Annotated in this window: 14 protein-coding genes; 7 read left to right on the top strand and 7 right to left on the bottom strand. The window is 45.2% G+C overall.

The window, feature by feature from the left end; genetic code table 11:
- Positions 1 to 61: 61 nt before the first annotated feature.
- Entirely contained in the window at positions 62 to 1,096 is a 1,035-nt protein-coding gene (gene mglC, locus GCWU000182_RS08895; RefSeq protein WP_023392474.1) for a galactose/methyl galactoside ABC transporter permease MglC, read from the bottom strand.
- A gap of 13 nt (positions 1,097 to 1,109) precedes the next feature.
- Positions 1,110 to 2,618 carry an ATP-binding cassette domain-containing protein gene (locus GCWU000182_RS08890; protein ID WP_023392473.1) on the bottom strand — a complete coding sequence of 503 codons (1,509 nt, stop codon included), beginning with the start codon at positions 2,616 to 2,618 and terminating at the stop codon, positions 1,110 to 1,112.
- 166 nt (positions 2,619 to 2,784) lie between these two features.
- Between GCWU000182_RS08890 and tyrS the strand changes: the two genes are divergently transcribed.
- Complete coding sequence (gene tyrS / locus GCWU000182_RS08885; protein ID WP_023392472.1) at positions 2,785 to 4,053, top strand: tyrosine--tRNA ligase; 1,269 nt, start codon at positions 2,785 to 2,787, stop codon at positions 4,051 to 4,053.
- Positions 4,054 to 4,557: 504 nt separating this feature from the next.
- Positions 4,558 to 6,030 carry a C40 family peptidase gene (locus GCWU000182_RS10395; protein WP_023392471.1) on the top strand — a complete coding sequence of 491 codons (1,473 nt, stop codon included), beginning with the start codon at positions 4,558 to 4,560 and terminating at the stop codon, positions 6,028 to 6,030.
- A 119-nt stretch (positions 6,031 to 6,149) separates the two neighbouring features.
- Here the strand turns inward: GCWU000182_RS10395 and GCWU000182_RS08875 are convergent, their stop codons facing one another.
- From GCWU000182_RS08875 to GCWU000182_RS08855, 5 genes are all read right to left on the bottom strand, one after another.
- The gene (locus GCWU000182_RS08875) at positions 6,150 to 7,103 is read right to left on the bottom strand and encodes a substrate-binding domain-containing protein (protein ID WP_023392470.1); all 954 of its coding nucleotides are present in this window, start codon (positions 7,101 to 7,103) and stop codon (positions 6,150 to 6,152) included.
- Complete coding sequence (locus GCWU000182_RS08870) at positions 7,100 to 8,827, bottom strand: cache domain-containing sensor histidine kinase (protein WP_023392469.1); 1,728 nt, start codon at positions 8,825 to 8,827, stop codon at positions 7,100 to 7,102. Before GCWU000182_RS08870 ends, GCWU000182_RS08875 begins: the two co-directional genes overlap by 4 nt.
- Positions 8,824 to 10,482 (bottom strand): response regulator transcription factor, encoded by a 1,659-nt coding sequence (locus GCWU000182_RS08865; protein ID WP_023392468.1) that lies wholly within the window; start codon positions 10,480 to 10,482, stop codon positions 8,824 to 8,826. Before GCWU000182_RS08865 ends, GCWU000182_RS08870 begins: the two co-directional genes overlap by 4 nt.
- A 124-nt stretch (positions 10,483 to 10,606) precedes the next feature.
- Complete coding sequence (locus GCWU000182_RS08860) at positions 10,607 to 11,824, bottom strand: hypothetical protein (protein WP_023392467.1); 1,218 nt, start codon at positions 11,822 to 11,824, stop codon at positions 10,607 to 10,609.
- Between the two features lie 72 nt (positions 11,825 to 11,896).
- On the bottom strand, positions 11,897 to 13,036 hold the full coding sequence (locus GCWU000182_RS08855; protein WP_023392466.1) for an acyl-CoA dehydrogenase family protein: 1,140 nt from the start codon (positions 13,034 to 13,036) through the stop codon (positions 11,897 to 11,899).
- 161 nt (positions 13,037 to 13,197) lie between these two features.
- Here GCWU000182_RS08855 and GCWU000182_RS08850 point away from each other — a divergent pair, with 161 nt between their 5' ends.
- The 5 genes from GCWU000182_RS08850 to GCWU000182_RS08830 all read left to right on the top strand — a co-directional run bounded on the left by GCWU000182_RS08850 (position 13,198) and on the right by GCWU000182_RS08830 (position 18,064).
- Positions 13,198 to 13,875 (top strand): response regulator transcription factor, encoded by a 678-nt coding sequence (locus tag GCWU000182_RS08850; protein WP_023392465.1) that lies wholly within the window; start codon positions 13,198 to 13,200, stop codon positions 13,873 to 13,875.
- A complete protein-coding gene (locus tag GCWU000182_RS08845; protein WP_023392464.1) occupies positions 13,868 to 15,112 on the top strand; it encodes a sensor histidine kinase in 1,245 nt (414 codons plus the stop codon). Before GCWU000182_RS08850 ends, GCWU000182_RS08845 begins: the two co-directional genes overlap by 8 nt.
- 89 nt (positions 15,113 to 15,201) lie before the next feature.
- Complete coding sequence (locus GCWU000182_RS08840) at positions 15,202 to 16,284, top strand: M42 family metallopeptidase (protein ID WP_023392463.1); 1,083 nt, start codon at positions 15,202 to 15,204, stop codon at positions 16,282 to 16,284.
- A gap of 13 nt (positions 16,285 to 16,297) precedes the next feature.
- Positions 16,298 to 17,041 carry an MBL fold metallo-hydrolase gene (locus tag GCWU000182_RS08835; RefSeq protein ID WP_035364946.1) on the top strand — a complete coding sequence of 248 codons (744 nt, stop codon included), beginning with the start codon at positions 16,298 to 16,300 and terminating at the stop codon, positions 17,039 to 17,041.
- A gap of 15 nt (positions 17,042 to 17,056) precedes the next feature.
- Positions 17,057 to 18,064: a lipoate--protein ligase gene (locus GCWU000182_RS08830; RefSeq protein ID WP_023392461.1), complete on the top strand. Its 1,008-nt coding sequence runs from the start codon at positions 17,057 to 17,059 to the stop codon at positions 18,062 to 18,064.
- Positions 18,065 to 18,580: the final 516 nt, after the last annotated feature.

Raw genomic sequence — 18,580 nt, 5'->3', positions numbered from 1 at the left:
ACACGGCGTGTAAAACGATTACATTGATTTTTTTACACTCCAGGTTAGAAAATTTACGGTCTTATTTGCGCTTGATGTATTTACGTACGTCGATTGCTACCGCCAAGATAATGATCAAGCCCTTGATGATGTATTGATAGTTAGGGTTGACACCTACATAAGCCAAACCATAGTTGATGAATTGGAGAATGATGGCCCCGATAATAACGCCAGGAATAGTCCCAATCCCACCAGAGAAGGAGACACCCCCGATAACGGAAGCAGAGATGGCATCGAGATCGTAGTTAAGACCGGTGTTAGAGGTAGTAGACCCTACCCGAGCAGCTTCCAGATAGCCAGCTAAGCCATAGAGAATCCCTGAAATCAGGAAAATGATGAGGATATTCTTAACGATATTAACCCCGGAAACTTCAGCTGCTTCGATGTTGCCCCCGATAGCATACATGTTCTTACCAAGTTGGGTTTTATTCCAGATAATCCACATAATCACGCAGACGACAATGGCGTAGAAGACTACATAAGGGATTTGAATATCTTTGGTAAAGTTGACGGTGCCGTTAACTAAATTACGGTAGCGGTCGTCAAAGTTAGCAATCGGTTGTGCGCCCCCTGCTTGTTGTTGTTGATAAATCAAGGCAATCCCGTAAGCTACTAATTGAGTCCCTAAGGTAATAATGAAGGCGTGGACTTTAAGAATAGCTACCCCAAAACCGTTAATCAAACCGAAGATCCCGCCGACTACAATAACGATAATGAGTGGCAACCAGAGTGGTAATTGAGGTAAATCGGGATACATACGCGAAGCGTAGGTAGTTGATTGAAGGAGGGAGGCAGCAATCAGGGAAGTTAAACCCAAGACGCGGCCGGCAGACAAGTCTGTCCCGCCTAAGATGATAAGCCCGGCAGCCCCGCAGGCCATAATGATCCGAGTGGAGGCTTGAGCCAAGATGTTAATGAAGTTTTTTGGTGAAACGAAAGAAGTATCCATCGAAATAATGATGGCGATTAAAGCAGCAAGCACAATATAAAGAGAAAAGTCTAATAATAGCTCGCGCGGTGTTTTATTGGTGAAGCGTAGTTTTTTACTTAGTTCCATAGAGACATCCTCCTTAGAGATAGAGTGCACTCAAGCGAAGAATTTCTTCTTGGGTGAGTGATTCGGTCTTTTCGACGCCAGCCAAGCGACCATTAGACATGACTGCAATGCGGTCAGTGATACCGAGCAACTCGGTCATTTCACTGGAGACAACGATAACGGTCTTGCCCTTCTTAGCCAAGTCTAAAATTATTTGGTAGATTTCGTACTTGGCTCCGACGTCAATCCCCCGCGTTGGCTCGTCGAAGAGATAGATATCCGCATCGGTTAGTAGCCAACGGCCAATAATCACCTTCTGCTGGTTACCACCAGATAAGGAGCGGATTTGTGTTCGTTGACTTGGGGTCTTGATGGCCATGGCATCAATCATGCGTTGGGTATCGCTACCCATGGAAGCATTGCGAATCAGACCTAACTTACCGCGATAGTGTCGCATGTTAGAGATAACCGTGTTAAAACGAATGTCCGCGATTGGGAAAATCCCTGTTGCCCGGCGCTCTTCTGTCACTAAGGCAAAGCCGTTTTTGATAGCGTCGCGGGAGTTGTTATTATGAATCAACTTGCCATTCTTGTAAATCTCGCCACTGGCTAGGGTTGCAATCCCGAAGATACATTCAATTAGTTCAGTCCGACGAGAACCCACTAAACCGGCAATCCCCAAAACTTCGCCTTCGTGAACAGTTAAGGATACATCTTGAATGCTTGGTTGATATTTAGCGGTCAAATTGCGCACCTCTAAGGTTACCTGGCCAGGATGATTGTTGCGAGGTGGGAAGCGATGGCCGATATCCCGCCCTACCATGAGTTGAATGATACGTTCCATGGTTAAGTCTTTAGCTGCTTCTGTCGCAATCCATTGGCCGTCTCGCATAATGGTCACTTCATCAGAAATGGCTAAAATTTCTTCCATCTTATGGGAGATATAAACCAAGCCACAACCTTGATCCTTGAGTTGGTTCATGATGCGGAAGAGGTGCTGAACTTCTTGCTCCGTTAGAGAGGAAGTTGGCTCGTCTAGGATAATTACCTTGGCATCGTAGCTGACTGCCTTGGCAATCTCAATCATCTGACGTTGGGAGACGGAGAGTTTGCCAATGATAGTCCGTGGATCAATATCCAAGTTGAGTTGCTGGAAGATGGCCTTGGTATCTTGGTACATCTTGTGCTCGTCAATCAGGCCAAGTTTGGTTTTTGGGAAGCGGCCCAACCAGATATTTTCCATGACGCTACGTTTAAGAACCTGATTTAGTTCCTGATGGACCATGGAGACGCCTTGTTCCAACGCTTGTTTTGGGTTGTTAAAGCGTACGGGTTGGCCATTGAGTTTGATACTACCGGAGTCCTCGATATAGATACCGAAGAGACATTTCATCATAGTTGATTTACCAGCACCGTTCTCACCCATGAGGGCGTGAATGGTACCAGGGCGAACTTTAAGTCGTGCACCGTCCAAGGCTTTGACCCCTGGAAACTCCTTGACGATATCTTCAATATCCAATAGGTACTCTGCGATTTGTGTCATAATGTCACCACCTTATAGGATTTGAGTCTATTCTACTCCTAATAGCGAAACGCTTACATAGAATAATTTACGCATAAGGTTCGAAAATTTACGCTATTGCTAGATTGATTCAGACTTGTAATCGCGTTATAATAGGAAGATAGAAAATACATAAGGAGGAAAGAAGATGTCAATTTTAGATGATTTAACATGGCGTGGTGCCATCAATCAGCAGACTAACGCTCAAGGCTTAGAAGAACTAGTAAATAAGAAGGCGATTGGCTTATATTGTGGCGTCGACCCAACAGGGGATTCCATGCACATTGGACATTTAATTCCCTTTATGATTCTTAAACGATTCCAGTTGGCTGGTCATAAACCAGTAGTGCTAATTGGGGGCGGAACGGGCTCAATTGGCGACCCAAGTGGGCGTAATAGCGAGCGTACCTTGCAAACCATGGATGTGGTAAAGGAAAACGCGCGTAAATTAGCAGACCAGATGAACCGCCTCTTCCTAAAAGGGGATGTTCAAGCGAGTGGTTTCCGGATTGTAAATAACTACGACTGGCTTAGCCAGATCTCGCTCTTAGATTTCTTGCGTGACTATGGTAAACATTTCAACATTAATAATATGTTGGCTAAGGATGTTGTCGCGTCTCGACTAGAGGTAGGGATTTCCTTTACTGAGTTCAGCTACCAGATCCTTCAATCCATTGACTTTGCCCATCTGTATAAAGAATACGATGTTCAATTACAAATTGGGGGCGCCGATCAATGGGGCAACATTACGGCCGGATTGGATTTTATTCGTCGGACTGAAGGCCATGAGACTGAAGTCTATGGGCTGACCATTCCGCTTATGCTCAAATCTGATGGCACTAAGTTTGGTAAAACAGCAGGTGGGGCAGTTTGGTTGGATCCAGAAAAAACAACGCCATTTGAGTTCTACCAATTCTGGCTCAATCAACAAGATGGTGATGTGGTTAAATTCCTTAAGTACTTTACCTTCTTATCTCATGAAGAGATTGATGCCTTGGCTGTCGAAATTGAGACTCAGCCTCACTTGCGGGTTGCCCACAAGCGTTTGGCTGAAGAAGTAACGCGCTTTGTTCACGGGCAAGAGGCTCTAGATGAAGCCATTCGGATTACAGAAGCTTTATTTACAGGCGAGGTGGGTTCGCTCACGGTTCATGAAATCGAGCAAGGTTTTAGAAATATGCCGCAAGCCAGCGCCGCAAGAGAGGAAGCTAACCTAGCTGTTTGGTTAGTAGATACGGGTATTGTTAAATCTCGTCGTGAAGCCAGAGAATTTATTTCGAATGGCGCGATTACCTTGAATGGCACTAAGGTAACTGATGTGGAAGCCGTCATTACGCCTCAAGATGCTATCGGTGGTAAGTACGTAGTTGTACGTCGGGGCAAAAAGAATTATACGCTCGTTACCTTCCAAGATTAAGATAAGTAAGCAGGCCTTTGGCCTGCTTTTTTGGTGTGTGAGTTTGGTTGGTAGGCTAAGTAATTGGGAGTTTCTCATGATTTTCTAGAGGTCGAAAAAGGCGCTTGGAAGATCAAGGTGTAGTATAAATATTGAAACAACATAGTAATTTATATGGCCACAATCTTTATGGCACCATCTGCAAGACTATCTTTTGGGATAGTTGCTCCGGCTTAAAGGTCTAGACAAAAGCGGGAATCGGGCTGATAAGCCATTTTCGTCACCTGTAGAATATTGAAGACCTGGCTTATTCGGCTGTCTATTGTGGCAAAAAAGAGTCAAAAAACAGTGAAAACTCATGTAAAATTACAGCTGTGTTACAGATGCTATACGAATCGTCGAAAAACCGCACCTTAGCCAAAACTTGTGATATCATGTAAGCATGTCATAAAAAGATAAACCAAAGCCTGTGTCCAACACAAGCGTGATATACAAATTACGAGACTAAAAGGAGTCAAATCGCTTATGAACAAGAGATTATTCAAAACGTTATTAACTTCAGCCGTCGTATTAGGGAGCGTAGCTGCACCTGTGGCTGCTTTCGCACAAGACTACGATTCATTAATCGGGCAAAGTGAAAGCCAAATCGAAAACTTATCTGCTGCGCAAGCACAACTTTACGCACAATTAGCTAGCTCTTACGCTAAGTTGCAAGAAGTTCAAGCGCAAGCAACTACCCTTCAAGGTAACATCCAAGAAAATGACGCAGCAATTGCAAGCTTACAAGCAGAAATCAAAGACTTAGAAGTAGCAATTGGCAAACGCGAAAGCCTCTTGGCTGATCAAGCTCGTGCTGTTCAAGCAACAGGTGGGGCTGAAAACTACGTTAACGTTGTAGCTTCTTCTAAATCTGTTAGCGACTTCGTTGGTCGTGTAGACGTAGTGAAGAAGATGGTTTCAGCTAACAAAACACTTTTAGGCCAACAAAAGGCTGATAAAGAAGCTGTTGAAACTAAAAAATCTGCAGTAGAAACCACTAAGGCAGATAACGTTGCTAAGCATGTTCAATTAGAAGCCCTCAAAGGTGCTTTATCCGAAGAACAAGCTAACAACGAAGCAGTATACAACCAATTGACTTCTGATTTATCATTAGCACAAAATGCTCGTGAAGCTTTGATTGCTGAGAAAGCTGCCTACCAACAACGTCAAGCAGAAATTGCAGCAGCACAACAAGCAGCGGCTGAACAAGCTGCCGCAGAAGCTCAAGCACAAGCTTTAGCACAACAACAAGCACAAGCAGAAGCAGCTGCCCAAGAACAAGCGGCTCAAGAGCAAGCAACTCGTGAATCTCAATTAGCTGAGCAACCAGCTCCAGCGGCTGAGGAAGCAAAACCAGTAGCACCAACTACAGAAGCTGAAGCAAACAGCCAAGCAGAAGCGACTGAAAGTCAGTCATCTGAAGCTCCTGCTTCTGAAACTCTAGTAGCTGAAGAATCAACTGCTACAGAAACTCCTTCAACTCAAGAAGAAGAGTCAACAACCCCAGCACCACAACCTGCTCAAGAAGCCCCAGCAGCCGAGGAAGAACCAGAAGCTCCTGCAGCGGCTGAAGAAGAGCCAGCAGCAGAAGCACCAGCGGCTTCAACTTATGGCGATGTATTATCAACAGCTGCTAAATACGTAGGGACTCCTTATGTATGGGGCGGTAAGAGCCCAAGTGGTTTTGACTGCTCAGGCTTTGTACAATATGTCTTCAAAGAAGCATACGGTATCGATGTAGGTAGCTGGACAGTACCACAAGAATCTGCAGGGACTCGTATCTCTGTATCAGAAGCACAAGCGGGTGACCTCTACTTCTGGGGTGACGCAGGTTCAACTTACCACGTAGCGATTGCAACTGGTGGCGGGAACTTCATTCATGCTTCTCAACCAGGTACGCCATTAGGCTACAATAACATCCAAAACTTCACACCACAATTTGCAGTGCGTGTACGTTAATAAGAAATATATTAAAAGCTGGGATTTGTATCCCAGCTTTTTTGTTACTATATATAATAGAAGAGAGTTGGCAAGGGCCAACTCTCTTTTGTATATGTTGCTTACTGCGAGCAGTATTTTTATTCCAAAGGGAAGAGCCAACTGGCAAATTGGGGATTGAAGAGGTCTTGCGCCTCAATCCATTGATAGGTAAGCTTAGTGGCTATATCACTAGCCTTGTCAGACTGATTTTGACCAGTTTGCCCTGCTGCATAGCCCAAAGCATAAGGGTTAGGCGTGAGATTACGGCTGATGTCCCCTGCTTCGATAGCGCTAAATACCTGAGCTTGATAGCCGATGCTGTAGATGTTAGGAATAGCTAAATTTTGATGCAAGTAACGTGCCAGCTCTTGTATAGAGGCTTGATCGAGTAAGGCGACAGCTGGCTTGGAAGATGAGGCTTCAACGGCATGAAGCATAGCCTGTTGATTATCGAGTTTGTCGCCTGCTAATGCAAGCGTCTGGTAGGCTTGGCCAGACTGATCTAGGACATCCTGAACTCCTTTTAGGCGCTCGATGCTTTCACGATTATTTGCCTGATAGGCTAGAATGAAGGGGGCATCTGTTCCGCTTTTGGAATTCAAGGCTTGGGCTAGGGCCTGTCCTTGCTCTTGAGGGGACCAGCCTAGCTGACTTGCTTGGGATAGTTGGACTTTTGGACTATCGATTAAGGTCAGTTTAATCCCTTGATTAAGCCAGTTTTCTAATTGAGGCGTTAATTCAAGGCTGTAGGCAGAGTGGAGTATGACTTGATCGCCTGTTAGGAGTTTTTGATGGCTTAAGAGGGTTGCTTGTTCATCAACATTATCTGGTAAAGCCAAGGTTTGAAGTTCTACGTCGTCCGAGGGATTGATTGAAGCTTTGAGACCTGCCAAGACTTGCTGATTGTAGGGATGACTCAAGGCTTTGCTACTAGCAAACAAGATACGATGTGTAATGGTCTGAGCAGGTTGACCAAGCCAAAGACTTAGGGCTAAGAGGCTAGCTAAGCTGATCAAGACAAGCCCTAATAATATAGTAGAAAGTTTTCTCATGCTGGTAAGTCCTCCCAGTCTAGGTGCGGAATCAAGAGGCTGACGCAGGTTCCTTGATCTTCTTGGCTATCAATTTTTAGCCCATATTCTGGACCAAAATAGATTTGCAGACGCTCATGGACGTTGCGCAAGCCAATCCCCGCTACATCAGATGGCTGTTTTAGCTCTCGGCGTAGTTCTTCCAAACGCTCCACACTCATACCTTGGCCGTTGTCTTTAATTTGGATTAGAATTCCTTTTTCTGACTGGCTAGCTTCAATTGTCAGCAGGCCAGGTTCATAGAGGTTGGTCAAGCCATGTATAATGGCATTCTCTACAATAGGTTGTAGGATTAGTTTGATAGTAGGGTATGAGCGAACTTGCTCTGGCAGCTCGAGCTGATAAGTGAATTGTTGATTATATCGAATTTGCTGAATTTCTAGATAGTTGGTGACATGCTCAAATTCACGCTCCAAGGGAATATACTCCTTGCCCTTACTTAAGGTAATGCGGAGTAGCCGACCTAAGGCAGTCACCATATGCGAAGCATCTCTAGTATTTTGACTTTCTATCATCCACAGGATAGACTCCAAAGTATTATAGAGAAAATGAGGTTGGATTTGAGCTTCTAAGACATTTCGCTCACTTTTTCGTAAAGCGGCTTCTTCAATTTTAATTTGCTCCATGAGTTGGTCTACTTGGTTGAGCAGTTGGTGGTAGGCCTGATAGAGCTCATTGGCTTCATCGTAACCAGAAGTCTCATAGTGACCAGTGGGAAGATCCTGAAAGTCTTGCATATGGCGTGCAAGGCGACGAATAGGTCGGGCAATAAAACGAGCTAGTAAGTAGGTCAGAACATTAATCAAAAAGGTCAAGGCTAAGAAGAGAATAAGCGAAGTCTGAAGAATTCGTGATAGACCACTAGCCAATACTTCTTGCAGGTAGGTTTTGCCGACAACACGCCAATGAGTGCCAGCCATTACTTGACTGGCTAACACGACGTGTTTGTCCTTATCTAGTTGGACTTTTGTAGTCTCAGCTCCTAAATCTGGGATGGTTTCTTGTTTGAGTTCTGCAGTCATTAGAGCTTGGTGGGGATGATAGATGAGTTCTTGTTGGTCATCCACCAAGTAGGTGTAGCCTTGTTTGCCAATTCCTCCGGTCTCAAAGAAGCGTTGGAAAGTCTTGATTTTATAATCGATGAGTAGAAGGCAACGTTTACCTTGATGGGTGAAAGGGATAGTATTGGAGATGACCCAAGGAAATTCTCCTTGGAAGAGATGCTGAATATGGGGTTTGGAATAGAGCGTTTGGTCGTGTTGAGCCTCTTCTTGATACCAATCTGGAGATAAAATCGGATGTTGGTTATTCATTTTAAGCTGGAAGCGACTAGGCGCAAAATCTAGTACCTGGCCCTCTTCATCTAATACTGCGATGGATTGGATATCGCGATTGAGGGTGACGCTAGAATCCAACAAATCATGCAAAGCTTGAGGCGTTAGGCTTTCGAGCGTGATGCGACGGATGATTGCTTCGTTGGCAACATCCATCGTGGCAATCATAGTTTCCAAGGCTTCTGTCGAGCGCGCTACATGCTGCTCGGTTAGGGTCATGGTCTGCTTAATCAGGAGATCGCGCGCAATTTGATAATGGCCCCAGAGACTAATGCCTAGAATAGAGGTCGATAAGAGAAAGCAAGTCAAATAAATGACGCGATGCAAGGGGTGGCGTTTGGCCGGAGTCATAGTGTGGGACTCCCTTCTTGGGCGGCCTCACGAATTTGGCGCGGAGATAGGCCAAAGTAGCGCTTAGTACTATAGGAGAAGTAGTGAGTGTCGGTGTAGCCAACTGCTAAGGCTACTTCTTGGACCTTGGCTGAGCTAGTTAGTAAGAGCTCTTTAGCCTTATTCATACGAATTTGAATCAAGTGCTCCTTGAAGGATTGCCCTGTCTCGCGAGTGAATAGAGAACTGAGATAGTTAGGGCTGACATGCATTAACTGAGCCAAGCGTTTGCCTGTAAAGAGTGGATCTTGATAATGTTGTTGCATTAAACGCAAGCCTTGCTGGGTTAGTGATTCTTTGAGGGTTTGGCGCTCACTCTGGATTAAGAGTAGTAACTTTTTGCTGTGGGCCAGGAAGGTCTGCATTAAATCCGCTACTGAGGCTTGGTTAGATGCCACCATTTGAGACATAAAGGACTCAATTAGAGATGAATTTTGGATGCCAGTTAGGTTTTGACTGATACGAATAACCCGTGAAGTTAATTCAAGGAAAAAGAGATAGTCGGCCGAAGGCGTAGAGGATTGGCGATGGCTTTGGTTAATTAAGCTCACAATGTAATCCTCGAATTCGGGATAGGAAGCAATCTTAATCAAAGACAAGAGTCGTTGATCAGGGGTCGCATCGTAGTCTAGGTTTGATTCCATCTCGACACTGAAATCGCCGTAGTAACATAGGGCAGTATTTGGCGCTGATTGGCAGTAATCATAAGCCTGGAGGGCCTGATGATATAGACGTTTTAAGTCCATCAAGTGTGAGGAAGACTGGCTGATGCCAAGGTAGAGGGTGCGCCGATAATTTTTCAGGAAGGTTTGCTGAATATCTTGCAGTAAAAGGTCCAAGGTAGCGGCTAAATCAGGCTCGTCATGACTAAGAATAATGATTAATTTACCAGCAAAAGGGAAGGCTTCGACCGGCAAATATTTATGGCAGACTTCTAGGACTGTCTTACGGTAGGAGACCCAGCTCAATTCTTCAGCAAAGAGAACATCGCGCATGTCTGAGCTGACGGCGTGGATGGGGCTAGAGGATTGACGTGGGCAGAGGCTGATGACGGTGTAAAAGGGCCCGGGAATTTGTAATTGATAGAGATTGATGCGGTGTTGCCAGTGACTGGTAGCTTCTAGAGTCAGAGGTTCGGTTACAAGACTAATGAGTAAGCTACGTCGGGAGGCCTCAATGGTTGACATGTATTCCCGTGTCATTTCCTGCATATCAAGTGCGCGCTGGCGTTGCGCGTCAAGGTTTTGGCTGACGCGGGCAAGAGCGGCTTGGATATCTGAAGGGGTAATGGGTTTTAGTAGATACTCTTGGATGTTAAGGCGAATGGCATTCTGAGCATAGTCGAATTTGTCGTGGCCACTGATAAAGATAATCTTAATAGTAGGATCAAATTCGTAGATGGCTTGACTCAATTCGAAACCGTCCATGAGTGGCATGCAAATGTCAGTAATGACCACATCCGGGCAAGTTTCTTCTATTATAGCTAGCGCTTCTTGGCCATTGCTGGCTGTGCCTACTAATTCGTAGCCCAAAGAAGCCCAATCCATCAGATTGACAATGGACTGGAGTACAAAAGTCTCGTCGTCAACGAATACAAGTTTACGTCGGGTTGTCATGCAAGCCCTCCTAGAGATAAAATAGGTAACGCTTTCTATCAGTTTAACACAATTTTTGGGGATAGCATAGAGCCCTATATAAAAAGCCACAGGTCTGATGACCTGTGGCTTTCTAGCTTTAAGCTTATTTTTTAAGTTGGAAGGTAATATCGCCGGATTTGGTTAAGGACTTAAAGTCTTTGTCATAGAGGTTGACGTTCAAAGTAAGTGAGCGATCTTTGTAGAGGTCATAGTCATCCTTGCTGTAGACGAATGCTAAGTGATAAGTATACTCTTGGCCAGGTTCTACTATTTCCTTATCTTTGGCCGGCTCAACTTCAACCATGCCTTCGTGCATTAATTTTAGTTGGTCATTGAAAACTAAGTTACCAGCGGTCTGGCGCGCGTTCAAGGCAACTTTACCGTTGTTCTTAACAGTAATTTCAGCAGTTAAGACTACCACACCACCTTTAAGTTTTTCGAAACGGCTAGCTTGGTCTTCATTAGGCTTGAAGTCAACCAATTGGTAGCCGTTCAAAGTCACATCATAGCCTTCAAATTTAACGTTTTGCTTATCAGTACTTGAGCTAATGAGGGTCTTAGTTCCCCAGTTTTCAGCAGTCAGTTTGTCAGGGTAGAATTCGCTAGCCGCTGAACGTTTTGCTGCCCCTTCTTTAGACGTTGGCAGAATAGTAGATGCTGTAGGTACAATAGCATCCGTAATCTTGTCCCCTTGATTAGCTAATACAATGAGGGGATCGAATGATAACTCGCCATTTTTGTTTAATTGTTTGAGGGCGTCGCCACCAATTGCTATGGCAACGAAGCCACGAAGCTCAGATTTGGCCTTAAGCACTTGCTTGGCGTCTACAACAGCCTTGGTTAGATCTTTCGCCTCATCTAGTAGGTTGTTGTTGTGGCTCACTGCTTTGTTATAGCCTACGATGGAGCCAGAGAAACCGCCGGTAATATAGGTATCTTTATCTGAGTCATTCTTAAGGGAGACATCCAGTACAAGAACAGCGCCAGTTTGGGTGTCACCACCAAAAGGGAACGCTAAATCCTTGGTGAAATCTTTGAGGGAGATTAAGCTGTAGGCGTGGATGGTTTCCGTAACTGGAGCCTTGCCAAAAGTAATAGGGGTTGAGTTTGTGTAAGTCACGCTGGCTTCTTTAGCGGAAGTTGCGGCCTTGATAGCCTCAGCTACCGCCTTGAAATCTGTGCTAGACTCTGAGCTAGCGGTACTTTCTTGGCTACTAGCGCTTGACTCGCTGCTTGAAGATTCTGCCAAAGCGATTGTAGGGCCTGCTAAGAGGGCAGTTAATGATAAGCTAGATAGGAAAATGCGTAAAGTTTTTTTCATTTCATTACCTCCAATAGTAAATCCTAGTAGTATTATAATACAGAATTGAAAAGCATGCAAAGTTGTCTAGTGCTATGACTTGATAGGGCCCAAAAGCATGCTAGCCCAAGCTTCGTGGAGTGATTCTTGATCGGAAGGTTGGAAGAGACCGGCCAAGACGTCGCGATAGAGACGGGATAATTCGTTTTGGCTGAAGTAGGCTTGCCCTCCACAAGCGCGAATCACCTCTTCGACTGCTATTTTAGAGGCTTCAACGGAACGGTTTTTTAGGGCGGACAGGCGTGGTAACCAGCTTAAATCATAAGGGTGACCTTGATCTAAAGCCTGGCAGAAATGATTAAGTTGAGGTGGGATGGCATCGAGTTGGATAGCGGCTTCGGCTAAACGCCAACGAATGTTTTTGTCCTGGTCGTAGGTTGTCTGGTTGCTGACAGAATAACGTTTTTTGACCGTTTCTAGGCCTAGTTCGAGGGCCCGTTGGCCAATGCCTAAATAGGTAGCGGCAAGTAGAATCTCGAAGTAAGCGAAAATACCGAAAACGGTAGGATCTAAACTTGGGCTAGGAGCTAGTTTGGCCAAGATTTGTTCAGGACTTACTTGCAGTCCCTTGAGCGTCACGCTATGTGATTGAGTGGCACGCATACCGAGTGTATCCCAGTTTTCGTGAATCTCTAATTGATTATCTTGTTTGTGGGCATAGGCAAAGACGGACTGGGCTTGGTCTTGGCTAGAGTCGGTCGCAAAGGTCACGAAACGGCTGCAGGCCTTAATCATCGACAGGAAGACCTTGTCGCCGTAGAACAGATAGCCTCCGTCTGATTGGGGTTGAGCCTGGCAGATAGAACCAAAAAGGACGCGGTCGTTAGAAGGTTCCGAGATGCCGAAGGCCAAGAGGTGACCTTCTGCCGCGTCTTTTAGGATTTGTTGGCCTGCAGCTTGGCCATGAGCTACTAGATGACGGCCCAAGCCCACAATAATCTGGTGCATATTAATACCTAGGGCAGTGCCAGGTGCTGCTTTGGCTAGGCGGGTTTGTTCCTGTGCGATTTCTTGAAGTGTGAGACCGTGCCCGCCAAATTCTTTGGGTACAAAGGCCTTGTAGTAACCAGCTTCTTTGAGCGCTTGGTAGTCTAGCTCAGGAAATTCGTTGCTTCGATCGTAATGATCTGCGCGTTGATGGATAGAATCGAGTAGTGAATCAGATAAAAACATAGCGGACACTCCTTGGAAAGTAGTAAGTAAAAATAGATGGATGCTTGATTTCCTTCCTTATTATAACATGATTGTGAGGGAGCGCCTTGCTAAACGCTTGCAAATAGCGACTGGCGAGGTAAATGTGATACAATGAGACTAGCATAAGGAGGGCAAGAAAGATGAGATTGTTACTAGCAGAAGATGAATTAGATTTAGCCAAAGGGATTCAGGCTATTCTCAAGCATCATCATTATGATGTGGATCATGTAGCAGATGGAGAAGAAGCCCTCTTGTATGCACGTTCTATGGAATATGATGGCCTAATTTTAGATGTTATGATGCCTAAGAAATCAGGCTTCGATGTCCTAAAAACCTTGCGAAGCGAGGGATCTCAAGTGCCGACCTTGCTTTTAACGGCCAAAAACCAAATTGAAGACAAGGTGCAGGGGCTTGACCTAGGGGCTGATGATTATTTAACTAAGCCCTTTGATATGCAGGAACTCCTCGCTCGTATTCGGTCTATGTTGCGACGCCCTGCCAACTTGGTAGAGAATGATTTGCGTTATGGTGATTTAACCCTCTATCGCCAACGGGCCAGTCTAGCGGTAGGGGCGGCTGAACTTGCCTTGAATAAGCGGGAGTTTCAATTGATGGAGATGTTCATGCTGAATCAGCAACAGGTTCTGTCCACCGATTTAATCATGGAAAGAATCTGGGGCTTAGACTCTGACGCGGAGATTAACGTGGTCTGGGTCAATGTTTCGTCTTTACGCAAAAAATTACAGCAGCTGGGATCTAAAGTGACGATTAAAGCCTCGCGAGGCCTGGGGTATCAGCTGGAGGTGGCGCATGATTAAGCAGATGCAAGGCCGTTTTGTCCGAATCGCCATGCTATCTTTTACGGCTGTGCTCTTGTGCCTGCTCCTGGGTTTGAATGGGCTCAACTATTGGCAGACGGTCCAAGATTTGGATGGCGAAGCAAGTCACCTAATAGACCAGAGCCAGAATCAGCATCAGGGCAATCAGGAAAGACCGCCTCTGCCGAAGAATCAAGGCTTTGATTGGGCTAGACTCTGGCAGAGTTATCAGGAACCTAATTTTCATACGGCTCGTTATATCTACGCTAAAACCGATGCCAATGGTGAGTTAGTTACCAGTCAATTAGACCACATGGATGATTACGACCAGGAAACTTTGGCGAATATCCTCAGTTCACTCTTGAAATCTTCTAAAAACCGGGGCTGGATTGGCGTCCTGCGCTACTATCAGCGGACGAATTCGCAAGGAGAAAAGGAATGGCTCTTTGTAGATGCTGGTCGCCAACTTCAGGCGGTGACTCGCTTGGCCATGATTTCGCTAGGTATCTTGGTTTTGACCTTACTCATCGTCTATGGTCTACTTCGATACTTTTCTAATAGAGCCATTCGGCCTTTGATTAACAATATTAAACGTCAACAGGAATTTATTAGTAATGCCAGCCACGAGATTAAGACCCCTTTAGCGGTTCTAGCTACCAATAACGATGTCTTAGAATTGACAGGATGCAAGAATGAATGGACCCAAAGTAATCGCAGGCAAATCCAACGCTTAAATGCCTTAGTGGAGCAGATGCTGCAATTAGCTCGCTATGATGAAGGCCGAGTCGCGCTAAATCCAGAGTCTCTGGATTTAGTCGTCTTGTTAAAACAAGCGTTGGATGATCTTGAGGGCTTGCTTGAAGCAAACCAGGCGCAGGTTTCCTTAAATTTACCTGATAGTATTCTGTTAACTATCGACAGGGCCTCTTTTCAGCAGGTCAGCCAGGTTCTACTCGAAAATGCCCTTCAGTATCATCTGGCAGGGACAGAGATTGAGGTTGGCTGGCGACAAACTGACAAGAGCTTGTATGTGGCCAATCATTGTCAGAAAATGAGTCAAGAGCAGGCAGAGCGCTTATTCGAGCGTTTCTACCGGCCAGACCAGGGACGCCAACGCGACCGAGGTGGTAGTGGGATGGGCCTGTCCTTAGCCCAAGCAGTAGCAGAAGGTAATGGCTGGCATTTAAAAGTCGGCATGCGTTCAGAGACTGAAATAGAATTTACTATTCGATTCTAGCTAGGCGAGCAATCCTGCTTGAAGTCGTTAGGGCAGAGTACTAAAATAGGAAGTGCGATACATATTATATAGTAGAAAGAAGGAATAGGATGGAAATCAATGAAACTTTGTTGCGTGCCTTGAGTGAGGTCAATGGGATTGCGGGTAATGAAGGTGCGGTTCGCCAACTTTTCAAAGAAGAAACGGCACCTTATGCGCAAGGCTACGTTCAAGATGGCCTTGGAGGCTTATTTGCGGAGCATATTGGGGATGCCAACGGTCCACGGATTATGATGGCAGCTCATTTTGATGAAGTGGGTTTTATGGTTAGTCAGATTACAGACAAGGGCTTTCTTAAGTTTGTACCGATTGGCGGTTGGTGGAGCCAAGTGGTGTTGGCTCAACAAGTGACTGTTACGACACGAGACGGTAAAACCTTCCATGGGGTAACAGGCTCTAAGCCACCTCATGTTTTGCCAGTAGAAGCACGCAAGGTGGCGGTCGATATAGCGGATGTTTTTATTGATTTAGGAGCGACTTCTAAGGAAGAAGTGCTAGAGTGGGGTATTCGTCCGGGGGACATGATTACACCTTATATCGAATATCGTCGTCTCAACGGCGGCCCTTTCCTCTTGGGGAAAGCTTGGGATAACCGCATCGGCGTTGCAGTTGCGATTGAAGTATTAAAATATGCAGCCAGCCAAGGTCATGCTAGCCAGCTCTTTATCGGGGCTAATGTTCAGGAAGAAGTTGGTTTGCGTGGCGCTAAGGGCGCGACCCACAAACTGAATCCTGCTATCAGTTTTGCTTTAGACACAGGGACTGCGGGGGATACACCGGGGATGACACCTAAAGAAGCAGACAGTGAATTAGGCAAAGGGCCTCAAGTTTTAATTTATGATGCGTCTATGATTCCTCACAAAGGCCTGCGTGACTTCGTAATCGATGTGGCGGAAGAAGAAGGTATTCCATTCCAATTCACCAGCATTAAGGGTGGCGGAACGGATGCTGGGGCACAGCACCAAAGTCTTGATGGCGTACCATCTATTGCTATTACCATTCCGGTTCGCTACTTACATTCCCATACTTCGATTATCCACGAAGATGACTTCAAACATACAGTGGCGCTGATGACCGCCTTGCTCAAACGCCTTAACAGTCAGACGGTTGCCGATATTGTGGCCAATGTCTAGGGGGGGAGGACATATGCATATTCATTGTTTAGGATGTGCCGGAGGTTACCCAATAGGAGACAATGGCACAACTGCTTTTGTGGTTTCGAGTCAGGACCGGGCCTATCATATTTTGCTTGATGCAGGGACTGGTGCTGCACGCGCACTAGAAAATTATCTAGATGTATTAGAGCTTAATGCTGTCATTATTTCCCATGACCATGCTGATCACGTGGCGGATTTAGGTACTATCCAGCATTTATTAATGTTAAAGCCTTCGGGAGCTAAACATGCGCCAGTGCCTATTTATTTGCATGACCAATCGGCATTTCCGCCTTTGGCCATTGAGGACAAGACCAGCCAATTGATGACTTATGGGGCGGATAGTGTCTTAGAATGTGGGCCTTTTCGCGTAAGTTTCTGCCAGACGGTCCATCCACTTCCTTGCTACGCTATGCGTTTGGAAGAGCTGGAGACAGGACAAGTCCTAGTCTTTACGGCTGATACGGGTTGGTGTCCAGAATTAATTGAATTCAGCCAAGGTGCCTATGTGCTAATTGCTGATTCGGCTTTTACTAACGAACGGGGGCGAAACGAGATTCATATGACGGCTAGTGAAGTCGCGCAATTGGCCAATCAGGCCCATGTGCGAACCCTGGTCGCTAGTCATATGGCGCCTCATGCGGATCAAACGCTCATCCTCCAACAAATAGCGGCGGATTTGAACCCGGATATTAATTTAATTCATTGTCAGCCGGGTCTGACTTTATCACTTTAAGAGGGAGACTATAATATGTATTTTGTTGATAATGGCAACAACTATGATGCAAGTCTGAATATAGCTTTAGAAACTTATTTGGTGGAAAACCGATTGGTCGATGAGCCAATCTTGCTCTTCTACATCAATGATCCTTCTATTATAGTAGGAAGAAACCAAAACACCATTGAAGAAGTAAACCAAGCCTATGTAGAAGAAAAAGGAATTCGAGTGGTTCGCCGTATGTCCGGCGGCGGGGCTGTCTACCATGATCGAGGAAACTTTTCGTTTTGCTTCATTAAAGACGATGACGGCTCTTTCCGGGATTTCGCTAGCTTCACGCAACCGGTAATAGAAGCTCTACATAAAATGGGAGCAAAAGGAGCGGAGCTCAAAGGGCGAAATGATCTGCTGATTGAGGACAAGAAGTTTTCAGGTAATGCCATGTATGCCAAGAATGGTCGTATGACCGCTCATGGGACCATCTTATTCGATGCGGATCTTGATGAAGTGACCAAGGCGCTTAAACCCCGAAAGGAAAAATTTGAATCAAAGGGAATTAAGTCAGTCCGTAGTCGTGTAACTAATATTAAACCTTATGTATCACCGGAATATCAAAAACTCACTACCGAGGAGTTCCGTGATTTACTCTTGCTTGAAATATTTGGCGTGGAAAGTCGTGACCAAGTCAAAGAACTTAAGTTGACTGAAGAAGATTGGGCTAAAGTTCGAGAGATTCAAGCTGAACGTTTCGGTAATTGGGACTGGAACTATGGGCAATCGCCAGCTTTTGCAATCCAAATGAGTCAGAAGTTCCCATTTGGCTTTGTCGATTTCCGCTTCAATGTGGAGCAAGGGGTTATTAAGGAAGTTAAAGTCTATGGCGACTTCTTTGGACTTGGAGACATTAGCGATGTAGAAGACGCGCTAGTAGGCGTACGCTTCGAGCGCGAGGCTGTCAACCAGGTATTTGAGAACTTAGACTTCAATAAATATTTTGGCCGAGTAACAGCAGAAGAAATTCTGACCTTAATCTTTAGCTAGAATTAGCACTATATATAGGGGGAGCCACTTGGCTATACAACCTATATATAGTGTTTTTCTTTTGGGTCAAAAAAAGGACTGAAAAGTGGCTAGAAAGTGTTGACTTAGTAGGGTTAGTCATGGTATATTACATTATGTTCTTAGGAACACACGAACCATTTTCTAAAAATCGTCAAAAGCATTCGAAAAAGCTTTGACATTGTTAGAAGATGGTGCTAATATATAGAAGTTATCGCTGAGACAACGGCCAAGCAAAAACTTCGAAAAAACTTCTGAAAAGTTGTTGACAGGAAGTGAGGCTTGTGCTAATATATAGAAGTTGTCACGTAGTGGCAACGAGCACATTGAAAACTAAACAAAGACACACCAAGAATGTGAGGGTCATCGAGGAAACTTGATGAACAACCAACAATTCGGCAGCAGACAAGCTGGGTAAAAAAACAAGCTAGTAAAGAAATGAGTCAAGTAGACTTATGAAATTTTTCATGAGAGTTTGATCCTGGCTCAGGACGAACG

This window comes from Abiotrophia defectiva ATCC 49176, from assembly GCF_000160075.2.
GTDB lineage: Bacteria > Bacillota > Bacilli > Lactobacillales > Aerococcaceae > Abiotrophia > Abiotrophia defectiva.
The sequence above is the reverse complement of the archived record's forward strand: the minus strand, read 5'-3'. Positions and strand labels throughout refer to the sequence as shown.

Excerpts from the sequence above, each read along its gene's own strand:
- mglC (WP_023392474.1), bottom strand. The coding sequence starts at position 1,096 with ATGGAACTAAGTAAAAAACTACGCTTCACCAATAAAACACCGCGCGAG.
- GCWU000182_RS08890 (WP_023392473.1), bottom strand. The coding sequence starts at position 2,618 with ATGACACAAATCGCAGAGTACCTATTGGATATTGAAGATATCGTCAAG.
- tyrS (WP_023392472.1), top strand. The coding sequence starts at position 2,785 with ATGTCAATTTTAGATGATTTAACATGGCGTGGTGCCATCAATCAGCAG.
- GCWU000182_RS10395 (WP_023392471.1), top strand. The coding sequence starts at position 4,558 with ATGAACAAGAGATTATTCAAAACGTTATTAACTTCAGCCGTCGTATTA.
- GCWU000182_RS08875 (WP_023392470.1), bottom strand. The coding sequence starts at position 7,103 with ATGAGAAAACTTTCTACTATATTATTAGGGCTTGTCTTGATCAGCTTA.
- GCWU000182_RS08870 (WP_023392469.1), bottom strand. The coding sequence starts at position 8,827 with ATGACTCCGGCCAAACGCCACCCCTTGCATCGCGTCATTTATTTGACT.
- GCWU000182_RS08865 (WP_023392468.1), bottom strand. The coding sequence starts at position 10,482 with ATGACAACCCGACGTAAACTTGTATTCGTTGACGACGAGACTTTTGTA.
- GCWU000182_RS08860 (WP_023392467.1), bottom strand. The coding sequence starts at position 11,824 with ATGAAAAAAACTTTACGCATTTTCCTATCTAGCTTATCATTAACTGCC.
- GCWU000182_RS08855 (WP_023392466.1), bottom strand. The coding sequence starts at position 13,036 with ATGTTTTTATCTGATTCACTACTCGATTCTATCCATCAACGCGCAGAT.
- GCWU000182_RS08850 (WP_023392465.1), top strand. The coding sequence starts at position 13,198 with ATGAGATTGTTACTAGCAGAAGATGAATTAGATTTAGCCAAAGGGATT.
- GCWU000182_RS08845 (WP_023392464.1), top strand. The coding sequence starts at position 13,868 with ATGATTAAGCAGATGCAAGGCCGTTTTGTCCGAATCGCCATGCTATCT.
- GCWU000182_RS08840 (WP_023392463.1), top strand. The coding sequence starts at position 15,202 with ATGGAAATCAATGAAACTTTGTTGCGTGCCTTGAGTGAGGTCAATGGG.
- GCWU000182_RS08835 (WP_035364946.1), top strand. The coding sequence starts at position 16,298 with ATGCATATTCATTGTTTAGGATGTGCCGGAGGTTACCCAATAGGAGAC.
- GCWU000182_RS08830 (WP_023392461.1), top strand. The coding sequence starts at position 17,057 with ATGTATTTTGTTGATAATGGCAACAACTATGATGCAAGTCTGAATATA.